Annotated in this window: 22 protein-coding genes; 4 read left to right on the forward strand and 18 right to left on the reverse strand. The window is 59.8% G+C overall.

Annotation, left to right across the window (positions count from 1 at the left end):
• The first annotated feature begins 56 nt into the window (after positions 1 to 56).
• Genes ABK249_RS13225 through ABK249_RS13235 form a run of 3 tightly spaced genes read left to right on the forward strand, consistent with a single transcriptional unit; the run spans position 57 to position 2,349 of the window.
• Entirely contained in the window at positions 57 to 863 is an 807-nt protein-coding gene (locus ABK249_RS13225; protein ID WP_037153792.1) for an ATP-binding cassette domain-containing protein, read from the forward strand.
• The gene (locus tag ABK249_RS13230) at positions 860 to 1,729 is read left to right on the forward strand and encodes an ABC transporter permease (protein WP_227704101.1); all 870 of its coding nucleotides are present in this window, start codon (positions 860 to 862) and stop codon (positions 1,727 to 1,729) included. Before ABK249_RS13225 ends, ABK249_RS13230 begins: the two co-directional genes overlap by 4 nt.
• Positions 1,726 to 2,349 carry a hypothetical protein gene (locus ABK249_RS13235; RefSeq protein WP_037153230.1) on the forward strand — a complete coding sequence of 208 codons (624 nt, stop codon included), beginning with the start codon at positions 1,726 to 1,728 and terminating at the stop codon, positions 2,347 to 2,349. Before ABK249_RS13230 ends, ABK249_RS13235 begins: the two co-directional genes overlap by 4 nt.
• 136 nt (positions 2,350 to 2,485) lie before the next feature.
• Here the strand turns inward: ABK249_RS13235 and ABK249_RS13240 are convergent, their stop codons facing one another.
• The 8 genes from ABK249_RS13240 to ABK249_RS13275 all read right to left on the reverse strand — a co-directional run bounded on the left by ABK249_RS13240 (position 2,486) and on the right by ABK249_RS13275 (position 10,903).
• Positions 2,486 to 4,207 carry an ABC transporter substrate-binding protein gene (locus ABK249_RS13240; protein ID WP_037153234.1) on the reverse strand — a complete coding sequence of 574 codons (1,722 nt, stop codon included), beginning with the start codon at positions 4,205 to 4,207 and terminating at the stop codon, positions 2,486 to 2,488.
• A gap of 76 nt (positions 4,208 to 4,283) precedes the next feature.
• Entirely contained in the window at positions 4,284 to 4,565 is a 282-nt protein-coding gene (locus tag ABK249_RS13245) for a DUF2160 domain-containing protein (RefSeq protein WP_037153237.1), read from the reverse strand.
• Positions 4,566 to 4,581: 16 nt separating this feature from the next.
• On the reverse strand, positions 4,582 to 5,409 hold the full coding sequence (locus ABK249_RS13250) for a carbohydrate ABC transporter permease (protein WP_227704102.1): 828 nt from the start codon (positions 5,407 to 5,409) through the stop codon (positions 4,582 to 4,584).
• A gap of 14 nt (positions 5,410 to 5,423) precedes the next feature.
• On the reverse strand, positions 5,424 to 6,290 hold the full coding sequence (locus tag ABK249_RS13255) for a carbohydrate ABC transporter permease (RefSeq protein WP_037153244.1): 867 nt from the start codon (positions 6,288 to 6,290) through the stop codon (positions 5,424 to 5,426).
• Between the two features lie 2 nt (positions 6,291 to 6,292).
• The gene (locus tag ABK249_RS13260) at positions 6,293 to 7,363 is read right to left on the reverse strand and encodes an ABC transporter ATP-binding protein (protein WP_037153247.1); all 1,071 of its coding nucleotides are present in this window, start codon (positions 7,361 to 7,363) and stop codon (positions 6,293 to 6,295) included.
• Positions 7,364 to 7,373: 10 nt separating this feature from the next.
• Positions 7,374 to 8,450 carry an ABC transporter ATP-binding protein gene (locus tag ABK249_RS13265; protein ID WP_037153250.1) on the reverse strand — a complete coding sequence of 359 codons (1,077 nt, stop codon included), beginning with the start codon at positions 8,448 to 8,450 and terminating at the stop codon, positions 7,374 to 7,376.
• A gap of 50 nt (positions 8,451 to 8,500) precedes the next feature.
• A complete protein-coding gene (gene glpD, locus ABK249_RS13270) occupies positions 8,501 to 10,012 on the reverse strand; it encodes a glycerol-3-phosphate dehydrogenase (RefSeq protein ID WP_227704103.1) in 1,512 nt (503 codons plus the stop codon).
• Positions 10,013 to 10,093: 81 nt separating this feature from the next.
• Positions 10,094 to 10,903 carry a DeoR/GlpR family DNA-binding transcription regulator gene (locus ABK249_RS13275; RefSeq protein WP_227704104.1) on the reverse strand — a complete coding sequence of 270 codons (810 nt, stop codon included), beginning with the start codon at positions 10,901 to 10,903 and terminating at the stop codon, positions 10,094 to 10,096.
• A 325-nt stretch (positions 10,904 to 11,228) separates the two neighbouring features.
• Between ABK249_RS13275 and ABK249_RS13280 the strand changes: the two genes are divergently transcribed.
• Positions 11,229 to 12,155 (forward strand): LysR family transcriptional regulator, encoded by a 927-nt coding sequence (locus ABK249_RS13280; protein WP_037153258.1) that lies wholly within the window; start codon positions 11,229 to 11,231, stop codon positions 12,153 to 12,155.
• Positions 12,156 to 12,187: 32 nt separating this feature from the next.
• On the opposite strand, the gene ABK249_RS13285 is transcribed toward ABK249_RS13280, so the two are convergent.
• The 10 genes from ABK249_RS13285 to pip form a co-directional block, all read right to left on the reverse strand.
• Positions 12,188 to 13,543, reverse strand: a complete 1,356-nt coding sequence (locus ABK249_RS13285; protein ID WP_227704105.1) for an MmgE/PrpD family protein — start codon at positions 13,541 to 13,543, stop codon at positions 12,188 to 12,190.
• Positions 13,544 to 13,644: 101 nt separating this feature from the next.
• Positions 13,645 to 14,661 carry a serine hydrolase domain-containing protein gene (locus tag ABK249_RS13290; protein WP_227704106.1) on the reverse strand — a complete coding sequence of 339 codons (1,017 nt, stop codon included), beginning with the start codon at positions 14,659 to 14,661 and terminating at the stop codon, positions 13,645 to 13,647.
• On the reverse strand, positions 14,658 to 15,446 hold the full coding sequence (locus ABK249_RS13295; protein ID WP_227704107.1) for an ABC transporter ATP-binding protein: 789 nt from the start codon (positions 15,444 to 15,446) through the stop codon (positions 14,658 to 14,660). Before ABK249_RS13295 ends, ABK249_RS13290 begins: the two co-directional genes overlap by 4 nt.
• On the reverse strand, positions 15,443 to 16,309 hold the full coding sequence (locus tag ABK249_RS13300) for an ABC transporter ATP-binding protein (protein WP_227704108.1): 867 nt from the start codon (positions 16,307 to 16,309) through the stop codon (positions 15,443 to 15,445). Before ABK249_RS13300 ends, ABK249_RS13295 begins: the two co-directional genes overlap by 4 nt.
• Complete coding sequence (nikC, locus tag ABK249_RS13305; RefSeq protein WP_227704109.1) at positions 16,302 to 17,234, reverse strand: nickel transporter permease; 933 nt, start codon at positions 17,232 to 17,234, stop codon at positions 16,302 to 16,304. The genes ABK249_RS13300 and nikC overlap by 8 nt, the downstream gene beginning before the upstream one ends.
• A 7-nt stretch (positions 17,235 to 17,241) precedes the next feature.
• Positions 17,242 to 18,309 carry an ABC transporter permease gene (locus tag ABK249_RS13310; RefSeq protein ID WP_407722134.1) on the reverse strand — a complete coding sequence of 356 codons (1,068 nt, stop codon included), beginning with the start codon at positions 18,307 to 18,309 and terminating at the stop codon, positions 17,242 to 17,244.
• Positions 18,310 to 18,331: 22 nt separating this feature from the next.
• Positions 18,332 to 19,948, reverse strand: a complete 1,617-nt coding sequence (locus ABK249_RS13315; RefSeq protein ID WP_227704110.1) for an ABC transporter substrate-binding protein — start codon at positions 19,946 to 19,948, stop codon at positions 18,332 to 18,334.
• A gap of 67 nt (positions 19,949 to 20,015) precedes the next feature.
• Entirely contained in the window at positions 20,016 to 21,446 is a 1,431-nt protein-coding gene (locus ABK249_RS13320; protein ID WP_227704111.1) for a M20 family metallopeptidase, read from the reverse strand.
• A 29-nt stretch (positions 21,447 to 21,475) separates the two neighbouring features.
• A complete protein-coding gene (locus ABK249_RS13325; RefSeq protein WP_227704112.1) occupies positions 21,476 to 23,293 on the reverse strand; it encodes a S9 family peptidase in 1,818 nt (605 codons plus the stop codon).
• Positions 23,290 to 24,255 (reverse strand): prolyl aminopeptidase, encoded by a 966-nt coding sequence (gene pip / locus ABK249_RS13330; protein WP_227704113.1) that lies wholly within the window; start codon positions 24,253 to 24,255, stop codon positions 23,290 to 23,292. The genes ABK249_RS13325 and pip overlap by 4 nt, the downstream gene beginning before the upstream one ends.
• Between the last annotated feature and the right edge of the window lie 84 nt (positions 24,256 to 24,339).

Consider the following 24,339-nt stretch of genomic DNA (forward strand, 5'->3'; position numbering starts at 1 on the left):
CCAGGTGAGGCCCCATTCGGGCCGCGGCCAAGCCGCCGCTTGTGAAAGGCAATACGATGAAGCTGCAATCCCGTTTAACAGAAACGTCCCAAGATGAGGAGAGAGCGGCGGCGGCCGCTCTCGAACTCGCGTCTGTCAGCTATAGCTATGGCCAGCGAAAGGCGCTCGACAATGTCTCGTTTTCCATAGAACCATCGCGGTTCACCGTGCTTCTTGGGCTCAATGGCGCCGGCAAGACGACGCTCTTCTCGCTCGTCAGCCATCTTTTCTCGCCGCGAACGGGCCGCATTCGCGTTTTCGGCCAGGATATCAACCGCAATTCGGGTCCGGCGCTCAGGCGCCTCGGCATCGTGTTCCAGGCACGCACCCTCGATCTCGATCTGAGTGTCCGGCAGAATCTCCTCTACCACGCCGCCTTGCACGGTATCGGGACGCGCGTGGCGCGGCCGCGGATCGACGAACTTCTTCAGTCGATCGATATGACCGACCGTATCGAGGAAAAGGTGCGCGGCCTTTCCGGCGGACAGATCAGGCGGGTCGAGATCATTCGCGCCCTGTTGCATCGCCCCTCCCTGCTGTTGCTCGACGAAGCGACGGTGGGACTCGACATCAAGTCACGCGCGACCATCCTGAAAGACATCCGCGCGCTCGTTCAACAGCAAGGGATCAGTGTGCTTTGGGCGACCCATCTCATCGATGAGGTCGGACAGGCGGATCAGGTTCTTGTTCTCGACCAGGGAAGGCTCGTCGCCGATGGCCAGGTGTCGACCATTCTTTCTGAGACAGGCACGGAGACAATCAACCAGGCATTCTCAAAACTGACCGGCATCGCGGATTTGAATGTTCGGGGAGGAAGGCCATGACCGATGCAGCCAGAACGTTCGCGGGTTCACCGTCGGAGAAATGGAAGGGGTTCACCCCGATCCAGTATCTCGTCTGTCTCAAGGGTATTCTCCAACGAGAATGGCTTCGATACCTTTCGCAGAAGGAACGTTTCGTCTCCTCCCTTGTTCGTCCCCTGCTCTGGCTCTTCATATTCGCGGCCGGTTTCCGGCAGGTGCTCGGTGTTTCGATCATCCCACCCTACGAGACCTATGTTCTATACGAGGTCTACATCACGCCGGGATTGTGCGGGATGATCCTCCTCTTCAGCGGCATGCAATCCTCACTGTCGATGGTCTATGACCGCGAGATGGGCAACATGCGCATCCTGCTCGTCAGTCCCTTTCCCCGCTGGTACCTGCTGGCCTCCAAGCTTCTGGCGGGCGTCGCCGTTTCCCTCCTCCAGGTCTATGCTTTTCTGGCGATTGCCTGGTTCTGGGATGTCAAAGCACCGGTCGGGGGTTATATGCTGATCCTGCCTGCGCTCTTCTTCTCCGGATTGATGCTCGGAGCGCTCGGCATGCTGCTGTCGTCCCTCGTCAAGCAGTTGGAGAATTTTGCAGGCATCATGAACTTCGTGATCTTTCCCATGTATTTCGCCTCCTCGGCACTCTATCCGCTCTGGCGAGTGCAGGAGGCGAGCCCCCTGCTCTATCAGATATGCCTCCTGAACCCGTTCACCTATGCGGTTGAGCTCATCCGCTTCGCCTTTTACGGCCGTATCGAATGGATATCGCTGATCGTCGTCGTGGCCGTCACGCTCGCCCTGCTCGGCGGAGCTATTCTGGCCTATAATCCCGCACGCGGTCTCACCGTCCGCAAACAGGATATGGGAGGAAGCCAATGAGCCGATATGTTCCTCTGATCGCAATGCTCGCCGCGCTATCGGCCATACCGACGGCCTTCGCCGCGGCTAATGCCGATCCCGACTGGCCTTGCATTCAACGCAAAGTGCCCGAGATCTCGATCGGCCAGGTTTGGAACGGGGACGAACTGCCCGAAACGGCCAAGCAGTGGGACAGGGATCCTCGGGTGTCCGATCTTGCCGCCGAACTCGTCAAGCGCAGCAATCCGATCGAAAATGCTCGCAAGCAGGTTTCGGATTATGCCGCGACCCTGCCGAAAGAGCAGGTGCATGAAAAGCTGGAGCAACTTTTCATGGGGGTGTTCGACAAGATCAATATAGAGCGCGGCCAGATCATCTCTGGCATTGCACGCTATGCCGAAAAGCAACGGCAGCTTGCGGCAGATGTCAGAAAGAAGGCCGCGGAAATCGACAGGATGCGAGCCGCAGCCGATACCGACCAGGCGGAGCTTGCCAGGCATGACCAACAGCTGACATGGGAGACGCGCATCTTCGAAGAACGCGTCCAGTCGCTAACCTATGTCTGCGAAGTTCCGACGCTGATCGAGCAGCGGCTCTACAGCATTTCGAAGATTATCGATGAGACGATGCAAAAGAACTGACATTCCGGTCGGCGAGAGATCAGATCAAACACGATGACCGGTGTGTAGCCAGCCATCGAATGGCTCACGTCCATCTCTCACGCAATATGGCCGAGACGTTTGACACGCCTCGGCCATTGATCGTGGTGGCAAAGCCTCAGTTCTGCCAGCTCTTCACGAGTTCGTCGTAGTTGATGGTGATCGGCTTTTCTTTCTCGTTCTCGACCTTCAACTGCGGCGCGAGATTGCCTTTCGAGACGGCGTCCTTGTTCCAGTATTCGAGGTCATGCTCCTCGGCAAGCTTGGGACCGATATCGCCCTGGACGCCGGCACGTTCGAGGCGCTGCAGCACCTTCTCCTGTTCGGCGCAAAGCGAATCCATCGCTTCTTGTGCGGTTTTTGCACCCGAAGACGCATCACCGATCGCCTGCCACCACAGCTGGGCAAGCTTCGGATAGTCCGGGACGTTGGTGCCGGTCGGCGACCACTGCAGACGAGCCGGCGAGCGATAGAACTCGATCAGGCCGCCGAGCTTGGGCGCACGGTCGGTGAAGGACTTGTGGTCAAGCGTGGACTGACGAATGAAGGTAAGACCGACATGGCTCTTCTTCACGTCCACGGTCTTTGATGTCACGAACTGCGCATAGAGCCAGGCTGCCTTTGCGCGATCGTCCGGGGTGGATTTCATGAGCGTCCAGGAGCCGGCGTCCTGATAGCCGAGCTTCATGCCATCCTTCCAGTAGACACCATGTGGGCTCGGAGCGAAGCGCCACTTCGGCGTGCCGTCCGAATTGACCACCGGCAGGCCTTCCTTCACGAAGTCAGCGGTAAAAGCGGTATACGTGAACATCTGTTGGGCGACTTCGCCCTGCGACGGTACCGGACCCGATTCCGAGAAGGTCATGCCCTGTGCAGCCGCCGGCGCGTAGGCCTTCATCCAGTCGAGATACTTCTGGATCGAATAGACGGCCGCAGGACCATTGGTGTCGCCACCGCGCGCAACGCATGAGCCCACCGGACGAGACTTCTCGTCGACCTTGATGCCCCACTCGTCGACCGGCTTACCGTTCGGAATACCCTTGTCGCCGTTACCGGCCATCGAGAGCCAGGCATCCGTGAAGCGCCAGCCGAGTGACGGATCCTTCTTGCCGTAATCCATATGGCCATAGACCTTCTTGCCGTCGATCTCACGGCCGGTGAAGAACTCCGCGATATCTTCATAGGCAGACCAGTTGACCGGAACGCCGAGATCGTAGCCGTACTTCGCCTTGAAATCCGCCTTGTTCTTCTCGTCGTTGAACCAGTCGTAGCGGAACCAGTAGAGGTTCGCGAACTGCTGGTCGGGCAACTGATAGAGCTTGCCGTCCGGCGCGGTGGTGAAGGACTTGCCGATGAAGTCGTCGATGTCGAGGTTCGGGTTGGTGACATCCTTGCCTTCATTCGCCATGAAGTCAGTCAGGCTGCGCGCCTGCTGATAGCGCCAATGCGTGCCGATGAGGTCGGAGTCGTTGATGTAGGCGTCGTAGATGTTCTCGCCCGACTGCATCTGCGTCTGCAGCTTCTCGACCACGTCGCCTTCGCCGATCAGGTCGTGAGTAATCTTGATACCGGTGATTGCCGTGAAGGCAGGCGCCAGCACTTTGGATTCGTATTCATGAGTGGTGATGGTTTCGGAGACGACCTTGATGTCCATGCCGGCGAAAGGCTTCGCCGCGTCGATGAACCACTGCATCTCCTTTTCCTGCTCGGCGCTGGAAAGCGTCGACATGTCGCCGATTTCCTTGCTCAGGAACTGTTTTGCCTCCTCCATCCCGGCGAAGGCCGAGCCGGTCAGTGCCAGCAGCATGGCTGCCGTTGTCGTCATAAGATGCCGTCGCATGATATCCTCCCAGAGTTTGCGATTGCACGTTCAGTTCGAGGCAGCCGGTATTCTGGTCGCCCGTATCAGCTTGCCTTTAGACGAAGCGGAAAACGCCGATGGCGTAGACCACCGCTATGGCAAGAGCCCACCACAGGTTGGGACCGACCAGCCCCAGCCATGCAAGATGAATGAATGCAGCCCCGAGCAGCGAGATGAAGAGCCGGTCTCCCCGCGTCGTTTCAAACCGCAGGATGCCGACGCGCGGCGAGCCTCCCGGTGCAAAATATTCCCAGACGCTCATGCCGATCAGCAGCATGAGGATCGTCAGGAAGAACAACGCCGTGGGAAGCGTCCAGGCCATCCATGAAAAGTTCATGCGTGCTTCCTCCTTGTCAGACGCGGCCGAGCGCAAAGCCCTTGGCGATGTAGTTTCGGACGAAATAGATGACCAGCGCGCCCGGCACGATGGTGAGCACACCCGCGGCGGCGAGCACGCCCCAGTCCATCCCGGCAGCAGAGACCGTACGCGTCATGATTGCGGAGATGGGTTTTGCCGCCGTCGTCGTCAGCGTGCGGGCAAGAAGCAGTTCCACCCACGAAAACATGAAGCAGAAGAAGGCGGCCACCCCGATGCCGGAGGCGATCAGCGGCGTGAAAATCCTGACGAAGAAGCGCGGGAAGGAATAGCCGTCGATATAGGCCGTCTCGTCGATTTCCTTCGGCACGCCGGACATGAAGCCCTCCAGGATCCAGACGGCAAGTGGCACGTTGAACAGGCAATGCGCCAGCGCAACCGCAATATGTGTGTCGATGAGACCGAAGGCGGAATAAAGCTGGAAGAAAGGCAGGGCGAAGACCGCAGGCGGCGCCATCCGGTTCGTCAGCAGCCAGAAGAACAGGTGCTTGTCGCCGAGGAACCGATAGCGCGAGAAGGCATAGGCAGCCGGCAGCGCCGCAAGCACCGAAATCACGGTATTCATCACCACGTAGATGATCGAGTTGATATAACCCGAATACCAGGACGGATCGGTGAAGATCACCGTGTAGTTCCTGAGCGTCGGGTTCTGCGGCCAGAGCGAAAAGGTGCCGGTAATCTCGGCATTTTCCTTGAAGCTCATGTTGATGAGCCAATAGATCGGCAACAGCAGGAAGATGATATAGATCGTCGAAACGAGCCAGGAGAAATTACCGGCAGGCTTGTATTTCGTAGGCGAAGCCATGGCTCTCTCCTTTCTCAACGGTTCGCGTCGCTGCTAGTCATCACGGTGTAGAATATCCATGAGAGCAGCAGGATGATCAGGAAATAGATGATGGACATGGCAGCCGCCGGCCCGAGATCGAACTGTCCGACCGCCATCTTCACGAGATCGATCGACAGGAAGGTGGTCGAATTGCCGGGGCCTCCGCCGGTCACCACGAAAGGCTCGGTATAGATCATGAAGCTGTCCATGAAGCGCAGGAGCACGGCGATCAGCAGCACACGCTTCATCTTCGGCAATTGGATGTAGCGGAAAACGGACCAGCGCGAAGCGCCGTCGATCTTGGCTGCCTGATAATAGGCGTCCGGGATGGAGACCAGACCGGCATAGCACAGAAGCACGACCAGGCTCGTCCAATGCCACACATCCATGATGACGACGGTAATCCAGGCGTCGATCGGATCGCGGACATAGTTGTAGTCGATGCCGAGCGCCCAGAGCGTGTGGCCCAATAATCCGATGTCGACCCGGCCGAAGACCTGCCAGATTGTGCCGACCACGTTCCATGGAATGAGGAGCGGAAGCGCCATCAGGACGAGGCAAACGGGAACGCCGATGCCCTTCTTCGGCATGTTGAGCGCAATGAAGATGCCAAGCGGGATTTCCAGCGCCAGGATGATGAAGGAAAAGAGGAGGTTGCGCTGCAGCGCTTCCCAAAACCTATCGGAATGCAGGATATCGTCGAACCAGTCCGTACCGGCCCAGAAAAATTCGTTGTTGCCGAAGGTGTCCTGAACCGAATAGTTGACCACGGTCATCAACGGGATCACCGCCGAGAAGGCGACGAGCAGCAGGACCGGCAGCACCAGGAACCAGGCCTTGTTGTTCCAGGTCTTCTCCATGATCAGCCCTCCCCGCCGACGCGCCACGAATCGGCATAGATATTGATGGCTGCGGGGTCGAAGGTAACGCGTGGCTCGGATGGGATTTCTGCATCTTCTTCCGCAACAATGGAGATCGGCTGGCCTGCGAAGCTCGCGCGCACGATCTTAAGCCGGCCGATGTCCTCTATGCGGGTTATGCTTACCGGCATTCCCTCGCTGCCGATCCGAACAAATTCCGGGCGAATGCCGAGTTCAATCTTGCCGACGCCCGAGATATCGGGAGCGTAATCAAGCGAAATCTTTTCGTCGCCAATCGTCACGGTGCTCCCGTCGATCTTGGCGGGCAGCACGTTCATACCGGGTGAGCCGATAAAATAGCCGACGAAAGTATGCCGAGGACGCTCGAAGAGTTCTGCCGGCGTGCCGATCTGGACAATCTGGCCATCGTACATGACCACGACCTTGTCAGCGAATGTCAGTGCCTCCGTCTGGTCATGCGTCACATAGACCATCGTAAAGCCGAACTGTTTGTGAAGCCGCTTCAACTGCGAGCGCAGCACCCATTTCATATGAGGATCGATCACCGTCAGCGGTTCGTCGAACAGGATGGCGTTGACGTCGTTGCGCACCAGTCCGCGCCCGAGCGAGATCTTCTGCTTCTGGTCGGCTGTGAGCCTCTGGGCCTTGCGCTTCGCCCAATCCGAAAGATCGATGATCTCCAGCATCTCGCGGACACGCCGGTCGATTTCTGGTTCAGGGACACCGCGGTTTCTCAATGGAAACGCCAGATTGTCGTAAACTGTCATCGTGTCGTAGATGACCGGGAACTGGAAAACCTGCGCGATGTTACGGGCCTGAGTGGACAGATTCGTTACGTCCTTTCCGTCGAACAGGATACGGCCGTGGGACGGCTGCAGGAGGCCGGAGATGATATTGAGCAGGGTCGTCTTTCCACAGCCGGACGGGCCAAGCAGCGCGTAGGCGCCACCGTCGTGCCATTCATGATCGATTTCGCGCAGCGCGTAATCCTGATCGGATTGTGGGCTGGCTCCGTAGGCGTGGCGGATATGGTCGAGGGTGATGCGTGCCATATCTTTCCCCTCAATAGGCCGCGGCGGTCGCGATGGCGCGCCCGTTCGTTCCGAAAGCCATCAGATGGCGGGTGTCCAGGAAGACCTCGATTTCCGTGTCAGGATCGATATCGTGGATTCCCCGCGCCAGCATGACCCAGCGAATCCCCTTGAAATCGAGGTGAACGAAGCTTTCCGAACCGGTGATCTCGGAAATCTGGGTCCTGGCCCTGATATGCGCCGAACTGGACGTCTGCGCCGAAAGTCCGAGATGATGCGGGTGAAAGGCGACCGTCATCGGTCCGTCCGCGACGTTAGCGAGATGCGATGGCACCGGCATGCCATCGGAGTCCCCATGCCGGAACGAGCCGCCCGACTTGATGACTTCAATGAAGTTGAGCGGCGGATCGGCGAAGGTCTTTGCGGTAATGAGATCAGCCGGTCGGCGATAAACATCAATCGTCGGACCGAACTGCGTCACCCGGCCTTCGCAGAGTGTGACTGTATTGCCGCCAAGGAGAAGCGCCTCCGAGGGTTCGGTCGTCGCATAGACGAAGATCGCACCAGATTGCGCAAATATCTTCGGCAGTTCGACGCGCAATTCCTCGCGCAGCTTGTAATCGAGGTTGGCGAGCGGCTCGTCCATCAGCACAAGACCGGCATTCTTGACGAGGGCACGGGCAAGTGCCGTCCGCTGCTGCTGGCCGCCGGAAAGGTTGAGCGGCGTGCGGTCAAGATAAGGCGTCAGCCGCAGGAGGTCGGCAGTCTTGCGCACTTCCCGGTCGATCGTCGCCGCGTCCTTGCCGGCGATCCGCATTGGGGAAGCAATATTCTCGTAGACGGTCAGGGACGGATAGTTGATGAACTGCTGATAGACCATCGCAATGTTGCGCTTCTGTACCGGCACGCCGGTGACATCCACACCATCGAAATTGATGGATCCATCCGTCGGGCGATCAAGGCCTGCCATCAGCCGCATCAACGAGGTCTTGCCCGAAAGGGTAGGGCCGAGGAGGACATTGAGCGTTCCCCGCTGCAACGTCAGATCGGTGGGGCGAATGTGGTATTCGCCTCCTGCCATTTTCGACACATTGCGCAATTCGAGCATTGATGCCTCGGGCCTCCCAACCCTCGGTTCAGTTCCGGTCCTTGCTTCGCCTATGCTGCGCGGCGGATTCCAGCCATATAGTCCTCCAGTCGCGCAGCCTCATCAGCCATCAGGAACAGTCCCTGCTTGGTGCGGCGCCACAGAACGTCCTCCGCCGTTCGGGCCCACTCTTTCTCCATCAGCCAGCGTATTTCGATCTCGTAGAGTGAGCCGCCGAAATGGCGACCGAGATCGCCCGCGACAGCGGCGTTGCCGAGAATGACCGCGGCATTCGTACCATAACAGCGCACGAGGCGTTCGGCATGTCTTGTCTCGATGAACGGATAGCGCTGCCGAAGCGACTTCACTTGATCCTTGTAGCCGACGACAGAGAAATCACCGCCCGGCAGTCGGCTTTTGGCCGTCCAGGGTGCCCCCTTGGCGCCGATCGCCTCGCGAATCTTCTCCAGAGCGTGCTCTGCGAGCCGGCGATAGGTGGTCAGCTTGCCGCCAAACACGTTGAGCAGCGGAGCACCCTCGGCTTCGTCAACTTTCAACACATAGTCGCGCGTGGCTTCCTGCGCTTTTGACGCGCCGTCGTCATAGAGTGGCCGGACGGCGGAATAGCTCCAGACGATGTCCTCCGGCCGCACGGGTTCCGAAAAATATTCGCTGGCCGCGCCGCAGAGATATCGGACTTCTTCATCGCTGATCTTGACGTCCTTTGGATCGCCTTTGTAGTCGCGATCCGTGGTGCCGATCAGCGTGAAGTCGCGTTCATAGGGAATGGCAAAGATGATGCGATTGTCCGGATTCTGAAAGAAGTAGGCACGCTCACCGTCGAACTTCTTCTTCACGACGATATGGCTGCCCTGAACGAGGCGGACATTGTGAGCCTCGTTACGGCCGAAGACACCGCGGATGACGTGGTCGACCCACGGGCCAGCGGCATTGACAAGCATTCTCGCTTGATGGCTTGCGGTCTGGCCGGAAATAGCATCAACCGTATCGATCGACCAAAAACCGTTCTCGCGCTTGGCGGAGACGACCTTGGTGCGCGGCATGATCAACGCACCCTTGTCTGCCGCATCGCGGGCGTTCAACACCACCATCCGGGCATCATCCACCCAACCGTCGGAATATTCGAAAGCCTTGGTGAAAAGCGATTTGAGCGGCTTTGCAGCAGGGTCTGACCGCATGTCCAGCACGGCGGTCGGAGGCAGCAGCTTGCGGCCGCCCAGATGGTCGTAAAGGAAAAGGCCGAGGCGGATCATCCATGCCGGCCGAATTCCGCCCTTGTGATAGGGCAGAACGAACCGCAGCGGCCAGATGATGTGCGGCGCCATGGCCCAGAGGGTTTCGCGCTCCATCAGCGACTCGCGCACAAGCCGGAATTCGTAATGTTCAAGGTAGCGCAAGCCGCCATGGATGAGCTTGGTGGCGCCTGATGATGTGCCGGAGGCAAAATCGTTCATCTCGGCGAGAGCGATGGAATAGCCGCGCCCGGCCGCATCACGCGCAATGCCGCAGCCATTGATGCCACCGCCAATCACGAAAAGATCGAAAACCGCTTTGCCCGACATTTCTTATGCACCAATTTCGCATTGCAGCATTATGCGCGATTACGAAAGATAAATTCATCTAAATCGAAACAAAATCGAATGTCAAAAGATATTCTTCGAAACCGCTTTCGCACCTTCATCGCCATTCTGAACATTCGTCTCGATCAACCGAACGTCGCGTTCCGCGCAGATTTGTCTGATAGACGGGACAGGGCAGTGATCGGTGATGAAGGTGTGGACCTGGGATATATGGCCGATACGGACCGGGGCGGTACGCTCGAACTTGGAGGCATCGGACACGAGGATCACGTGCCGGGCGTTGGCGATAATGGCTTGGGCAACCTTCACCTCCCGGTAATCGAAATCGAGGAGCGCTCCGTCTTCGTCAATCGCCGAGACACCGATCACGGCGAAATCCACCTTGAACTGGCGAATGAAATCCACTGCCGCCTCGCCCACAATACCGCCGTCCGATCCGCGCACGACGCCGCCGGCAATCACCACCTCGATGAAGGGGTAGACCCTCAATCTGTTGGCAACGTTGATATTGTTTGTGATGACCATCAGGTCCTTGTGGTCCGCCAGCGCCTCGCCGACGGCTTCGGTCGTGGTGCCGATATTGATAAAAAGGGACGAGTTGTCGGGGATAATCGCGGCCGCCATCCGGCCGATCGCCTGCTTTTCCGTCGCAGCCATGGAGCGGCGCGCATCGTACTTCACGTTCTCGTTGCCGCTCGGGAACACCGCCCCGCCATGGATCCGCGTCAATGCCCTGCTGTCGCACAGATCGTTGAGATCCTTGCGGATCGTCTGAGGCGTGACCCCAAAGCGGGCGGAGAGGTCATCGACGAGAACTCGTCCGTGCTCCTTGGCAATGGACATGATTTCCGACTGCCGACTGCTGAGCAGCATTGGGTCTCCTCCGGCGGTTTCGCTTTTTTCATTTTACGGCAAAACGAAAGATCGCCAAGTACCCGTTCTCACTGTCCTGACTTATCCTTCCCGTGTCGGAGAAGGGGTTATCCGCCCTTTTGGGGGAGGCGGATACATCCTTTCCTGCGAGCCCGGGCATTCATCCACTTAGCGGTGCGTAACGCCGACGGCTTGGAGGATAGCCTGTGCTTGCAAGCGACCTTCATAGGCCGCATGGTACACGCCTTCCTGCGCATGTTGGTGGCTTCGCTGCTCTGCGCAAAATTGTGCCCCGTATCGGCGGGGAAGATCCGGAGATGCTTCTATGGAATTGAAATGGCTGGAGGATTTTCTTAGCCTTTCTCATTTCATGAACTTTACGCTTGCGGCTGGCGACAGGCACATCACCCAGTCGGCATTGAGCAGGCGCATCCGGCAGCTCGAGGAATGGGTCGGGCTTCCGTTGATAGATCGTTCCACCTACCCGGTGCGACTGACGCCTGCTGGAGAAAGCTTCCTGCCCCGCGCGCGCAAGACAGTTGAAATGTTGATCGCGCTTCGCGAAGAGACACAGGAGCAGCATGCCGCTCCTCAAGACATCCTCTCCTTCGCCACCATGAGTACGCTGGTTCTCACGTTCTTTCCGGTCTGGATGGAGAAAATCGAGGCAGACGGGGAGTCGTTCCGGACGCGCTTCACGGAGGCTTACTCCTCTTTTTCCAACAATGTATCGAAGCTGTTCCGCAATGAATGCGACTTCCTTCTGACCTACGCGCATGAGTGTGTCCCCGCGATCAAGGAATTGTCCGACTATCCCTATCTCACCCTTGGGTCGGAACGCGTCATCGCCATTTCAGCCCCGACCGACGACGGTGCTCCCATTCACCAGGTATGCGCCGACGGAACGCCCGTAAATTATCTGAGTTATCGGGATAGTTCCTTCTTCGCCCAGGCACTTCCCAAGACCATCTTTGACAAGACTGCAATCCGCTTGAATACCGTTTATGAAAACGCGATGTCGGCCGCCCTGAAGGCCATGGCCGTGTCCGGTCACGGCGTCGCCTGGATTCCCGAAAGTCTGGCAGTCAACGAAATGAGCACAGGGCAGCTCGTTCGGGCAGCGGACCCGTCACTCGACATGGAGGTGGAGATCAGGCTCTACCGTTCCTACCGTTTGCGCAGCAAGCGTGCAGGACAGTTCTGGAGACGTGCCGAAGAGGTCGGCATGCTCGCCGACCGCGTCGTTCCTTGATCCAGCCGATATTTGCCCCGAGGCCTGCTTCTTCAAGCCGCTGTCGTGCGATTGTCGAAGAGCTGTTCAAGAAAGCTCATATTCGTCAGTTCGTCGAGCGCTTCGAGAGTCGCGTAAAGTGCTTCTGCGTCCTTGAGGCCTGCGACACAATCAAGGAACTTCGTCCTGCGGTCCTCTTCTGAAAAGGGGTCGGCAAGACCACCCCGCGCGAAGAAACGTTCCTTTTCGTAGACATGGCCGCCATCGAGTGTGATCCTTAACCGATGTGGCAGCTGTGTTGCGGCACGTTCTTCTGCCGGAGTGTAATGGGTCATCGAAATCTTCGCGAGCAGCGGGTCCCGCACCAAAGCGGCCACGCTTGGCGGCGTGAAATCCGACAATGACAGCTTCTTGCGGCGCAAGGCGAGCGCCAGGCAATATTGCATGGAGAAGCGTGCCTCCATCTCGTTGACTGGCTTGGTATAAGGGAGGTTGCGAAAATTCGCGATACCGACATGGCATTCCGCGGAGACGACGGCGTCGGCATCAAGCGGCACCTCATGCAGAAGGTCGAGCGCCATGTCGATGACCAAATGTGTCGAGCCGCAGCAGGGGTGTCGCTTCGGCATGAGCCCGACAGTCTCGATGACATGATCACGGGTGCACGCGATAGACTCGCGATCATAGCCCACAGGGTCCGAGCCGCCGAACATTTCGAGGAATCCCTGCGGCCCTTCGAGAATGTCCGATCTGCCATATAATCCTTCGGCTGCCAGCAAAGCCGCTTCGACAGCGTTGCGGGCCGCCATTCCGGCATGGAACGGCTTGGCCGGAGTGCCGAATTGTCCCTTCGTGCCGGACGCCATGCTTGCTCCCAGGGAAAGGGCCCGGGCAATCCCGCCGGCGTCCAGTCCCAGGAGCTTTGCCGCTCCCGCCGCGGTACCGATGCTGCCGATCGTTGACGTGCCATGCCATCCGGCGGTGTAGTGTGATCCGGCAACGCCGCTGCCGACAAAGGCCTGTGCCTGGAGCGCCACAAGATAGGCATCCACCAGCGCACGGCCGCTTGCTCCGGTCCGGCCGGCAATAGCGAGCAATGCCGGCACGATGACCGCCGAGGCATGGCTCATGCCGGGTTTGAAATTGTCGTCGTAATCGAGCGCATGTGCCGCCGTGCCGTTCACAAGAGCTGCAACGGAGGGAGACTGGCGCGCGCCGGTCACGAGCGGTGCTTCGTCCACGGACTGCGACCCGAAGGCGCGGCTGACCGCCAGGGTGCTGATATCGCCCCGGCCCGCGTAGAGACAGGCAAGCGTGTCGGCGATCGCCTCGCGGGCAAGCCTCCGGGCAGTATCCGTGGTTGCCGGTGGTGCGGCGCACCATGCCGCAATGGTTTCGATAACGCTCATTGTCATGGGACTCATTGGTAAACCGTTCGGAGGAAACACAAATCCAGCTGCGGCCGACGAGAGACGCAGATGGCAGGAAGCAGGAATTCGGAAAGCCGTGCTCAGGACGTATCTATCGCGGCCAGCAGATGCCGCAGCAGCCGTCCCATACCAAAGTTCTTGACCTCGCGTCCGGGTATTTCGGTATCGACGCGGTGGATCACGACCATATCCAGTGCCGGCATGACCAGGCAGTAATGACCGCCGGCGCCAAGCGCCGCATAGCTGCCTTTCGGCGTGACGACACCGGGCAGGAAGACGCCGTCCCTCTCCAGCCACCACATGTAACCATAGGCGCCGCGGGTACCGGCGTGCGAATAGGGCATGACACACTCATGTGCCCATCCGACCGGGAGCACTGGCGCTCCGTTCCAGACCCCCCGCTGAAGGAAGAGTTGCCCGAAACGCGCGAGGTCGCGGCTCGACATACGGAACGGATAGGCGGGATGGTCGCTGATGTCGAACCTCTCGTGCCACCCATCCGGTTTGTCACCGCCAAGCGAGAAGTCCTCCATGCCGGTCGGGCCGGCGATGCGGCGAGCGAAGGCCTCATGAACAGTCTCACCGGTCAAGCGGGTGAAGATCGTGCCGAGCGCGTTGAAGTCCCAGTTGTTGTAACACCAGAAGGTTCCGGGCGCGTGAGAATGTCGCGTCTCCTTGATCCGTCGCATCCAGACGGTTTCGTAACCGGCCGGATGATAGATGCCGGAACGGGCGGTCAGCAAGTCATAGACGGTGGCCTGCCTCTCGATGTCGCTCAGCCCCTCCCGGTCGTCGATGCCGAGGCTTTCCAGCGTCGCCGAAAGATCGATCCTGCCGCTTTCCACCTCGAAGCCGATCAGGGCGGCAAGGAAACTTTTGCGGATGGAATGGCAGAGGAATTTTCGCGCCGGATCGCCGAGAGAGAAGGCCACCTTGCCGTGACGAATGACGAGCAGCATGTCGGTCGCCTGCGATGCCGCGCAGGCGCGGACCGCCTCCAGCGCCCCCGGCCGGAAGCCGGCAGAGCCTTCGCTGCCATGCCATTCCCATTCAAGGTCGATCGGATCGTCTTTCTTGAACGCGACCTCGACATTCATGCTCCAACCTCCTCGCGGCGCGCCACCGCCTCGATGCTGGCTTCGAGAAACGCTCGCGTGTAATCCTCCCTCGCCTGGAAATGGCGGATCTGTTCCGCGCTCAGTTCCTCGATGATCCGTCCCTGATGCATGATCCCGGCGCGCTCGCAGATATGGGCGATCACCGCAAGATCGTGCGACACCATGAGATAGGTCAGGTTGCGCTCGCGGCGCAGGCGCTTCAGGAGGTTCAGGATTTCCGCCTGCACGGAGACATCGAGAGCCGAGGTCGGCTCGTCCAGCAGAAGCACGTCCGGCTCGATGATCAGCGCCCTTGCAATCGCCACGCGCTGGCGCTGTCCGCCGGACAGTTCATGGGGATAGCGGTAGCGGAAGGACGGACCAAGCCCGACGGCCTCCAGTGTCTCGGCGATACGTTCCGACGGGCGGTCGAAGCCGTGGATGGCGAGCGGCTCGGCCAGAACCCGTTCCACGATCTTGCGCGGATGCAGACTGCCATAGGGGTCCTGGAAGACCATCTGCACGCGGCGGAAAAAATCCTTGCCGCGCTTCTTCGGCAATTCACGAGCCCCGAGGACGAGCGCACCCTCGTAATCGCTGTTCAAGCCGGAAAGAGCGTGCAGGATCGTCGACTTGCCGCAACCCGATTCACCGATGAGGCCATAGGCCTCCCCTTTCTGGATACGGAAGGACACATCATTGACGACGCGGGTGCGCATGTTCTGGGCACCGAAGCTGATGGAAAGGCCGATAGCCTCTATCAGGGAACGATCGGGCGCGCTCATACAAGGACTCCGTTGCGATAAACAGGCCCGTCGAGCCAGGAGGGATCACGGACTGGTACCCTCAACTCGTCCACCGGATGGTCGAGGCGTGGCAGGCTTTCGAGAAGCGCCTGCGTGTAGGGATGGCGGGCCTGATGCAGGTCCCGCGCGGGAAGATCCTCCATGATCCTGCCGGCATACATGACGAGAACCCGATCGCAGAAGCTGGCAACCAGATTGAGGTCGTGGCTGATGAACATCAGGCCCGTTCCCCTCCGGCTCACCAGTTCGTCAAGGATCGTCAGGACCTGGCGGCGCACTGTCACATCCAGCGCAGAGGTCGGCTCGTCGGCGATGATCAGGTCCGGCTCGGGGATCAGCATCATGGCGATCATGATGCGCTGCCCCATGCCGCCGGATACCTCATGCGGAAAAAGATCGAAGACGCGCTTCGGCTCGCGGATCTGCACCGCTTCCAGCATGGCAAGCGCCTTGGCCTTGGCTTCGGCAGGCGGCGCATTGTGATGCAGCCGGTAAGCCTCGACGATCTGGTTGCCGATGCGCATCAGCGGGTTGAGCGAGTATTTCGGATCCTGCAGGATCATCGAGATATGATTGCCGCGAATCCGGCGCATGTCCTTTTCGCTGGCGGCCAGGAGGTCCGTGCCGCGGAACTGCATGCGGGTTGCGGTGATTTTCGCGCCCTTCGGCGTCAGCTTCAGCAGCGAGCGCCCGGTGAGCGACTTGCCGGAACCGGACTCGCCGACAACCCCGACCTTCTCGCGGCCGATGGTGAAGGATATCCCCCGGACGGCGTCATGATTGCGATGCGCGCCGTGAAAGCGGATCCTGAGGTCCTCAACGTCAATGAGCGGCTTATCCATGGCGGGGGTCCAGAACGTCGCGCAGTCCGTCGCCGAAGAGATTGAAGGCGAGACTGGTCAGCAGGATGGCGGTACCGGGAATGGCAGCGATCCACCAGCTCGTCATCACGAACTCCCGGCCGGAGGAAAGCATGGTGCCCCATTCCGGGCTCGGAGGCTGTGCCCCGAGGCCGAGGAAGCCGAGGCCGGCCGCCGTCAGGATGATCGCCGCCATGTTGAGCGTCACGCGCACGACGACGGAGGGGATGCACATAGGCACGACGTGCCCGAAGATGATCCGCAATTTCGACGCGCCCTGGAGGCGGACCGCCGCGATATAATCGGACTTGCGAATGGTCAGGGTTTCGGCACGGGCGAGACGTGCGATCGGCGGCCAGGATGCAAGCGAAATCGCGATGATCGCGTTCTCGATGCCGGGACCCAGGGCAGCGACGAACGCCAGCGCGAGAATGAGGTTCGGGAAGGCGAGGAAAATATCGACGATGCGCATCAGAACCGTATCGACCCAGCCCCCCAGGTAACCGGCTGTCGTGCCCACCAGCAAACCGATGGGCGCAACGATGACGGTGGTCAGAAGAGCGATGTAGAGGGTGATCCGCGCACCATAGATCAGGCGGCTATAGACGTCGCGGCCGAGTTCGTCAGTACCCAGCCAGTGTTCCGCCGAGGGGGGCAGGAGGCGCATCGCGAGATCCTGCTCGAAGATGTCATGGGTCGCCAGAAGCGGCGCCAGAAGCGCAGCGGCAAGAATGACGACGATGACGGCAAGGCCGAACAGCGCCGAAACATTGGAACGCAATCGCCACCATTGCAGCCAGAGCTGCTGCATGCGGGCGTGAAAAGGGGAAGTGGGCACGGGCGCATGCAACCATGCGCCGAGGCCGGAGAGTGAAATGTTCTGAGATGTCATGGCTTTGTCGGTCATGGCGGCCTCACCGGGTTCTGGGATCGACGACGCGATAAAGGACATCGCAGAAGAGATTGAGGGTGACGAAGATGATACCGACCAGAAGCGAGCACCCGACCACGGCGTTCATATCGCCGACCAGCAGGGCGTTGGTCAGGTATCGGCCGAAACCCGGCCATGCGAAGACCGTTTCGGTCAGTACCGCGCCCTCGAGGAGGAAGGCATAGGAAAGGGCAACGACGGTCACGACCTGCACGGCGACGTTGCGAAAGGCGTGGACCCAGACGGTCCGTCCCCAGGAGAGCCCCTTCACGCGCGCGGTTATGATGTATTCCTGGCCAAGCTGCTCCATCATGAAGCTGCGGGTCATGCGGCTGATATAGGCAAGAGCGCCGAAGCCGAGAATCGAGGCGGGCAGGATGATGTGACCGAAGGCATTGCGAAAAACATCCCATTTCCCCGTGATCGCCGTGTCGACCAGATAAAAGCCGGTAATCGGCTCGATATCGAACTCGTAGATGAAGTCGATGCGCCCCGGTCCGCCGATCCAGCCGAGCGTGGCGTAGAAGATCACCAGTCCCATGAGGCCGAGCCAGAAGTTCGGCGCCGAATAGCCTATGAGGCCGGTGAAGCGGATCACATGGTCGATCCAGGAGTTCCGGTACATCGCCCCAAGCACGCCGGCCGGGATGCCGAGCCCCGTGCCGATAATGATCGACAAGGTGGCGAGCTCGATCGTCGCGGGAAACACACGAGCGATATCTTCGATAACCGGTTTTCCGGTCGTCAGAGCCTGTCCGAAATCAAGCGACAGTATGCCCTTCAGATAGATGCCGAACTGATACCAGAGCGGTTTGTCCATCCCGAGCGAGCGGGCCATGTTGTCATAGGCTTCCTGGGTGGCATTGTCGCCGAGAATGGCGACAACCGGATCGATCGGCAGCATCCTGCCGATGAAGAAGGTCAGGGCCGCAAGACCGAACAGGGTCACCAGAACCGGCAGCAACGTCTTGCCGATGATCCTCCCAACGAGGAATAAGGGGTTCGGCCTGAGGTCCGTCCCCGCATTGTCGCGGGGAACGGAGGTGGTGATTTCCGCCATGGACTCGCCTCCCCTATTTGGAGGCGGACGTGTAGTAGACGCGGAACCCGTTCCAGCTCCAATCCTTCACCTTGTCGCTCATGCCAAGGATGTTGTACATCTGAAACATGATGGCCATCGGGCCTTTTTCCATCACATCCTTCTGAAGCGCATAGTAGATTTGGTTGCGCATTTCCGGATCGCCTTCGAGAAGCGCTTCCTGGACACGCTTGTTGAAGTCCTCGTTCTGGAAGGCGGCGCGCCATGCTGGAATCTGCGTCAGTTTCGCTTCCGCGCGATTGTCCGGGTTGTAGACGAGGCGCGAGGCATTGCCATGCGCATCGGGAACGCCGGTCTGCCAGGCCAGCATGCCGCTCTTGAACTCGCGGCCGCGAATGCGGCTGAAGAGCTGGGCATTGGCCATGCGTTCCAGATTGAGCTTGACGCCCACCTTGGCCGCGTTCTGCTGGATGCTTTGGGCGATCGGCGCCGAATGCGGCAGGGTGCCGAACAGGACATCGCTTTCAAAGCCGTTCGGATAACCCGCTTCGGAGAGAAGTGCCTTCGCCTTTTCGAGATCGAGCGTAAAGGGCTGGCCTTGCTTCTCATCCAGAGCGCCCACAGCGCCGAGCTGCGCAAAGCTTGCACGCGGCACGCCGAGATAGGTCATGACCGACTTGGCGAGCCCGTCATAATCGATGAGATAGCGCATCGCCAGGCGCACTTTTTCGTTCTGGAAGACCGGGTCGGCCACGTTGAAAACCCAGAAGAAGAGCTGCGGCTTCAGTACGCGCTCGATCTTGAGGCCCGGCTTGCCGTCGAGATCGGCCAGATCGTCAGGTGAAAGATCGCGCGCAATGTCGACATCGCCCTGGGTCAGCAGGAGGCGTTGCGTTCCCGGCTCGGCGACGTGGCGGATCAGAACGCGGGAGAGCTTTGGCTTGGTGCCGTAATATCCGTCGTTCGCCTGAAGAACGACGGATTCACCCGCGTTCCACTGCACCAGCCGATAGGGACCGACGCAGGCAGTGTTGGTGGCGAGATACTTGTTACCGAGGTCGCCATTCACCTGCTTCTCCATGAGCGTCTTCATGTCAAGAAGCGAAGAGACGCGGTTGGCGCCGATCGCCTGGAGAATGAGGTTGGTCGGATAGGGCTTGTCCAGCTTCATGACGAGCGTGTTGTCGTCCGTCGCCGCGATGCGTTCCTTCACATTGTCCTTGCTGAAGCCATATTCGGTAAGTGTCGACGCATTGCCGTAACCCAGCTGAACGACACGTTGCATGGACCAGGCAAGCTCCTTGGCGGTTGCCGGCTCGCCGCTCGGGAACTTCATGTTCTCATTGAGATGGAACGTGATCTGCATGCGGTCCGGCGAAACATCCCAGCTCTTCGCCAGAAGAGGAACGACCTTCGATTCGTCGGCGGGATCGAAATCGACCAGCGAGTCGCAGGTGTTCTGCATCAGTTCGCTGGTCACGACTTCACCGATCTGCGCCGGGTCGAAGGTGCTGATCGCATCGATATTCCAAGCCATGACGAGCGCGGAATCCGGCGTCGCGGCAAGGGCCGGCGGGCTGATTGACGAAAGGAAAACGCCGGCTGCTGCGGCAATCAGGCGGCGGCATTTGATAATTTGCTTTCTGGTCATGTTCTCAATTCCCCTTTTTTGATTGTTGACTGAAACAGGTGCCACTCGAAGCAATGCTGAAGGAATTTCAGGCCGCCTCCTTCGGGCGCGGCTGCAGCGGGGGCGTCACGTCGGCCGGAATGGGGCACACATAGGGCGTCCTGCCGACGCGCTCCTGATGATCCTTTTTCGCTGCAGCAAGCAGCTCGGCGTCGCTAAAAACGTCGATCGCGGTGGTGGCCATCATCTTGGCGGCATGGGTCATCCCCTTGTGAGCGGCGGGCATCTTGCCCTGCGCCGTCACCTGCCAGGAATGGCCGGGCGTGCCGATGGCAATCGTCGCGGCATGTGCCTGCACGGTCGGCATCACCCAGCTCACGTCACCGACGTCCGTGGAGCCGATCATTGGTTCGCCGCGGACATCGAGCGGTACGATGAAATCGCAGAGCGGTGTCTCCTGCCGGCGCGGAATGCCGACGGCGCGATAGGCGTTGTTGATATCCTCTTCGCTCAACGTCGCCTGAATCTTCGCCGCGAAGGCCTTGTCTTGCGCATCGAAAGGTATAGGCCCAAGGCGCTCAAGATTGCGCTGCATGGCTTCTTCCAGCGGGCGGTTCGGCAACAGATTGGAAACAGCACTCATGATGGAGATGTGAACCGTCGTCCCCGTCATCATTGCAGCGCCTTGCGCAACCTGTTTCACACGTTCGTTGAGCTCCTGCATGCCCTTGAGATCTCGAGAGCGGATGGCATAGCGGACGGCGGCCGTTGCCTGCACCACGTTCGGCGCGATGCCGCCGGAATCGAGCATCGCATAGTGGATGCGGCTGTCGGAGGGAACGTGCTCGCGCAGATAGTTGACGCCGACATTCATCAGTTCCACCGCGTCGAGCGCGGAGCGGCCGAGATGGGGCGCTGCGGCGGCATGCGAGGCCCGGCCGGTAAATCGGAAATCCATGCGGGTATTGGCGAGCGAAAGTGCGCGTGCCACTTCCGTGAAGGCGCTCGGATGCCAGGTAATGGCGATGTCGACACCATCGAACGCGCCCTCGCGGGCCATGAAGGATTTCGCGGCACCGCCTTCCTCGGCCGGGCAACCGTAATAGCGCACGCGGCCGGGTTTGCCGGACTTCTCCAGCCAGTCCTTGATCGCCGTCGCCGCCAGCATTGCAGCGGAGCCGAGCAGATTGTGGCCGCATCCATGGCCATGCCCATTGCCGGGCAAGGGGCGCGGCTGAGCGACACCCGCTTCCTGGCTGAGCCCTGGCAGCGCATCGTATTCACCGAGGATGGCGACGATCGGGCCGCCCTCGCCTGCCTCGCCCATCACCGCCGTCGGAATACCGGCCACGTTCTCGGTCACGCGGAAGCCCTGCTGGCGCAGCATGGCCGCATGCTCGGTCACGGAACGATATTCCGCATAGGCTATTTCCGGCATGCCCCAGACGCGGTCGCTCAGGGCCTCGAACTCGGTCCTGTGATTATCGACCAAGTCCCAGATCAGGTCGCTGTTCTGCATCGCTCACTCTCTCCAATCCATACTCGTCATCAAAGATGTTTTTCGAGGAACCGGGCGAAGGCGGAAAACACCGTTCGGCGGTTCTCTATCCGGGCAAAGCCGTGGCCCTCGTGGTCGACGCGCAGGTACTCGCAAGGGTGACGCAGACCGCTGAGGCAGGAATAGACGGTCTCGCTCTCTCCGATCGGTACGCGCGGATCACGATTGGCGTGGACAAGGAGCAGCGGCGCCTTCATGCGGGCGATCCGGTTGATGGGGGAGAAGCGCTCCAGCGCCTCGCGCATCACCGCCGGCTCGCCATATTCGGCGGCACGCTGCTGGCGCCCCCACGGACCGGTGGCGAGCAGATGGGTCAGGAAATTGCAGACACCATAGAAATCGACGCCAAGCGCCCACAGATCCGGATCCTCCGTCAGCGCGGACAGCACCATGAAGCCGCCATAGGAGCGACCGAAAATGCCGATACGTGCCGCGTTCACGTCCTTACGCGCGCCGATGGCAAGCCGAATGGCCCGCAGGTCTGCGACCGAGTCCATGCGCTTCTCACGGTCATCGAGTTCATGCCAGGCGCGGCCATAACCGGTGCTGCCGCGGACATTCGGGGCGACCACCATCACACCTTGAGAGACCAGGAACTGCACATCGGCGCGGAAGTCCGGTTTCCATTGCATCTCCGGGCCGCCATGCACGATGAAGAGCACGGGATATCCAGTTTCGGGGGGTGGGGAAGTCGGCTGATAGACGAGAGCCGGCACCATCCGCCCATCGAAGCTTTCGAAGCGTTCCACGAGAGGTTCGACGAAGGACCCGGTATCCGTCCCCGCACCATCGACCGTCACCAGGGGTTCGAAGCTGCCGTTCTCCGGATCGAGTTTCCAGATACCGGGCAGCGTCGCCGCACCTTCGAGCGGGAAGACAAGCGATCGGCTGTCGGGAGTAAAGGCAAGCGATGTCACGACGCCGGGCGGATGCCCCTCGAACATCCGGATGGAACGGCCCTCGCGGTCGCAGAGGCCGATACGGCTCCACCCCTCATCATTGAGGACGAAAGCGATTTTCTGCTGGTCGGGCGAAAGCGCCAGCGCCTCGATATTGCGTCCGGACATATCGAAAATGTTTGCCGTCTCTCCGCCCTCGGCTGGAAACTGCCGGATGCCCATGAAATCGCTTCCCTGATCGCAGACGGCAAGGCCGCCGCGGCCGTCCTTGAACAGGCGGGCGGCGAGATAGCGAGCACGCCCTTGATGCGGCATAAGCGGCGTCAAGCGTCCCGTCGCGATATCGAGGCGATACATGTCCTGATCATTGCCCGAACGCAGGGACTCACGGACGAGCAGCGATTGCCCATCGGGAAAGAAAGCCAGGACTTCCCGCATGCCGTCCCCCTCGCGGACGCAGGTCGCCACCTGCGTCGAGAGGTCCATGACATGGATGTCCATATCGCGAGGCGAGCGAGCGTTGGAGGCATAGGCGATGCGTTGCCCATCCGGAGACCAGGCACCCCATAGATGAACGACACCGAGCGCATCCGTCAGCGCGACGGGTGGACCGGATGTGTCCGGCAGGAGCCAAAGCTGATGGCGTTCGTCGCCGCCGCAATCCGTCGTGAACAGGATATCCCGACTTTTCGGGTTGAAGGCCAACGCGCCGACTGGCTCCGGCATATCCGTGACCTGTCGTGCCGCGCCACCGGCAAGCGGCCTGATCCATATCTGGTTGAAGCCGCTTGCGTCGCAGAGATATGCGAGAAGTGTTCCATCAGGGGATATCGCCGGCGATTTCACCGAACGGATTTCAAGAAAGGGCGCGATGGCGGCCGCATTGAAGGTAGACATCATCCTGCTCATGCGTATTCCCCCTCTTTGGGGGTGATCGGGGTCATTCGCTTGCGAAGCCGCTCGGTCGCCGCCTTCAGCTCATCGAAAAGAGGGCCTTTGGTGGATTGGTGGTTTGCTTCGGTGACGATCGAAAAGCCGGCTTCCGGCCAGGCACGATGCAGTCGCCAGGCGGAAAGCATCGGCGTGACGGTGTCGTATCGTCCCTGCACGATTTCACAGGGAAGATGTCTGATCCGATCGATGTCGCGCAACAATTGTCCTGGTTCCAGAAAAGCACCATTCACGCAGTAATGAGTGAAGAGTCTCGCCACGGCGAGCGCTGCTGTCGGTTCCATCAATGCGGCCACATGGCCCGGATCGGGAAGGAAAGTCTGGGTTTTCGCGGAAAAGCCGCGCAGGCTTAAGGCAGCCGCCACTTCCTCATGTGCGTTGCCGCTTGTCAGGCGTCGGTAATAGGCAGCAAGGAGGTCGGCGCGTTCCTCTTCCGGCACGAAACTCGCGAACTCTTCCCACTGATCGGGAAAGATCGAACGTGCGCCATGGAACCACCAATCTATATCTTCCTGTCCGCCCAGGAAAATACCATGCAGTCGAAAGCCGAGGCATCGTTCGGGATGCGCCTCACCATAGGCCAGCGCAAGACAGCTACCCCACGAACCACCGGCCACAAGCCACCGATCGATCCCAAGCTTTTCGCGAATAGCCTCAATATCGGCAATGAGGGCATCGGTCGTGTTGTCGTGGAGGCTTGCAGACGGGACGGAACGCCCGGCACCACGCTGATCGAAAGTGACGACGCGGAATGCCGATGGGTCAAATGTCTCTACATGCTTGCGGGAAATGCCGGCGCCCGGCCCTCCATGCAAAACCACGACCGGAATGCCGTCATGAGCACCATATTCCTCGATATAGAGCTGGTGACATTCGTCGACCGGCAGATAAAAACGGTGCCTTGCCTTTTGTTCGTCCATCGCAAAGACTCAAGCCCAATAAAATGGTCCACCGGCTAGCCACCGGAATGCCTACAAAATAGGCGAGACGATATTTTGGGCATG

The organism is Neorhizobium phenanthreniclasticum (assembly GCF_040066075.1).
GTDB lineage: Bacteria > Pseudomonadota > Alphaproteobacteria > Rhizobiales > Rhizobiaceae > Neorhizobium > Neorhizobium petrolearium.

Coding starts and splice junctions, on each gene's coding strand:
- ABK249_RS13235 (WP_037153230.1), top strand. CDS start 1,726: ATGAGCCGATATGTTCCTCTGATCGCAATGCTCGCCGCGCTATCGGCC.
- ABK249_RS13255 (WP_037153244.1), bottom strand. CDS start 6,290: ATGGAGAAGACCTGGAACAACAAGGCCTGGTTCCTGGTGCTGCCGGTC.
- ABK249_RS13315 (WP_227704110.1), bottom strand. CDS start 19,948: ATGACCAGAAAGCAAATTATCAAATGCCGCCGCCTGATTGCCGCAGCA.
- ABK249_RS13275 (WP_227704104.1), bottom strand. CDS start 10,903: ATGCTGCTCAGCAGTCGGCAGTCGGAAATCATGTCCATTGCCAAGGAG.
- ABK249_RS13295 (WP_227704107.1), bottom strand. CDS start 15,446: ATGAGCGCGCCCGATCGTTCCCTGATAGAGGCTATCGGCCTTTCCATC.
- ABK249_RS13300 (WP_227704108.1), bottom strand. CDS start 16,309: ATGGATAAGCCGCTCATTGACGTTGAGGACCTCAGGATCCGCTTTCAC.
- ABK249_RS13265 (WP_037153250.1), bottom strand. CDS start 8,450: ATGCTCGAATTGCGCAATGTGTCGAAAATGGCAGGAGGCGAATACCAC.
- ABK249_RS13290 (WP_227704106.1), bottom strand. CDS start 14,661: ATGAATGTCGAGGTCGCGTTCAAGAAAGACGATCCGATCGACCTTGAA.
- ABK249_RS13230 (WP_227704101.1), top strand. CDS start 860: ATGACCGATGCAGCCAGAACGTTCGCGGGTTCACCGTCGGAGAAATGG.
- ABK249_RS13225 (WP_037153792.1), top strand. CDS start 57: ATGAAGCTGCAATCCCGTTTAACAGAAACGTCCCAAGATGAGGAGAGA.
- nikC (WP_227704109.1), bottom strand. CDS start 17,234: ATGACCGACAAAGCCATGACATCTCAGAACATTTCACTCTCCGGCCTC.
- ABK249_RS13240 (WP_037153234.1), bottom strand. CDS start 4,207: ATGCGACGGCATCTTATGACGACAACGGCAGCCATGCTGCTGGCACTG.
- ABK249_RS13250 (WP_227704102.1), bottom strand. CDS start 5,409: ATGGCTTCGCCTACGAAATACAAGCCTGCCGGTAATTTCTCCTGGCTC.
- ABK249_RS13285 (WP_227704105.1), bottom strand. CDS start 13,543: ATGAGCGTTATCGAAACCATTGCGGCATGGTGCGCCGCACCACCGGCA.
- ABK249_RS13245 (WP_037153237.1), bottom strand. CDS start 4,565: ATGAACTTTTCATGGATGGCCTGGACGCTTCCCACGGCGTTGTTCTTC.
- pip (WP_227704113.1), bottom strand. CDS start 24,255: ATGGACGAACAAAAGGCAAGGCACCGTTTTTATCTGCCGGTCGACGAA.
- ABK249_RS13320 (WP_227704111.1), bottom strand. CDS start 21,446: ATGCAGAACAGCGACCTGATCTGGGACTTGGTCGATAATCACAGGACC.
- ABK249_RS13260 (WP_037153247.1), bottom strand. CDS start 7,363: ATGGCACGCATCACCCTCGACCATATCCGCCACGCCTACGGAGCCAGC.
- ABK249_RS13280 (WP_037153258.1), top strand. CDS start 11,229: ATGGAATTGAAATGGCTGGAGGATTTTCTTAGCCTTTCTCATTTCATG.
- ABK249_RS13325 (WP_227704112.1), bottom strand. CDS start 23,293: ATGAGCAGGATGATGTCTACCTTCAATGCGGCCGCCATCGCGCCCTTT.
- glpD (WP_227704103.1), bottom strand. CDS start 10,012: ATGTCGGGCAAAGCGGTTTTCGATCTTTTCGTGATTGGCGGTGGCATC.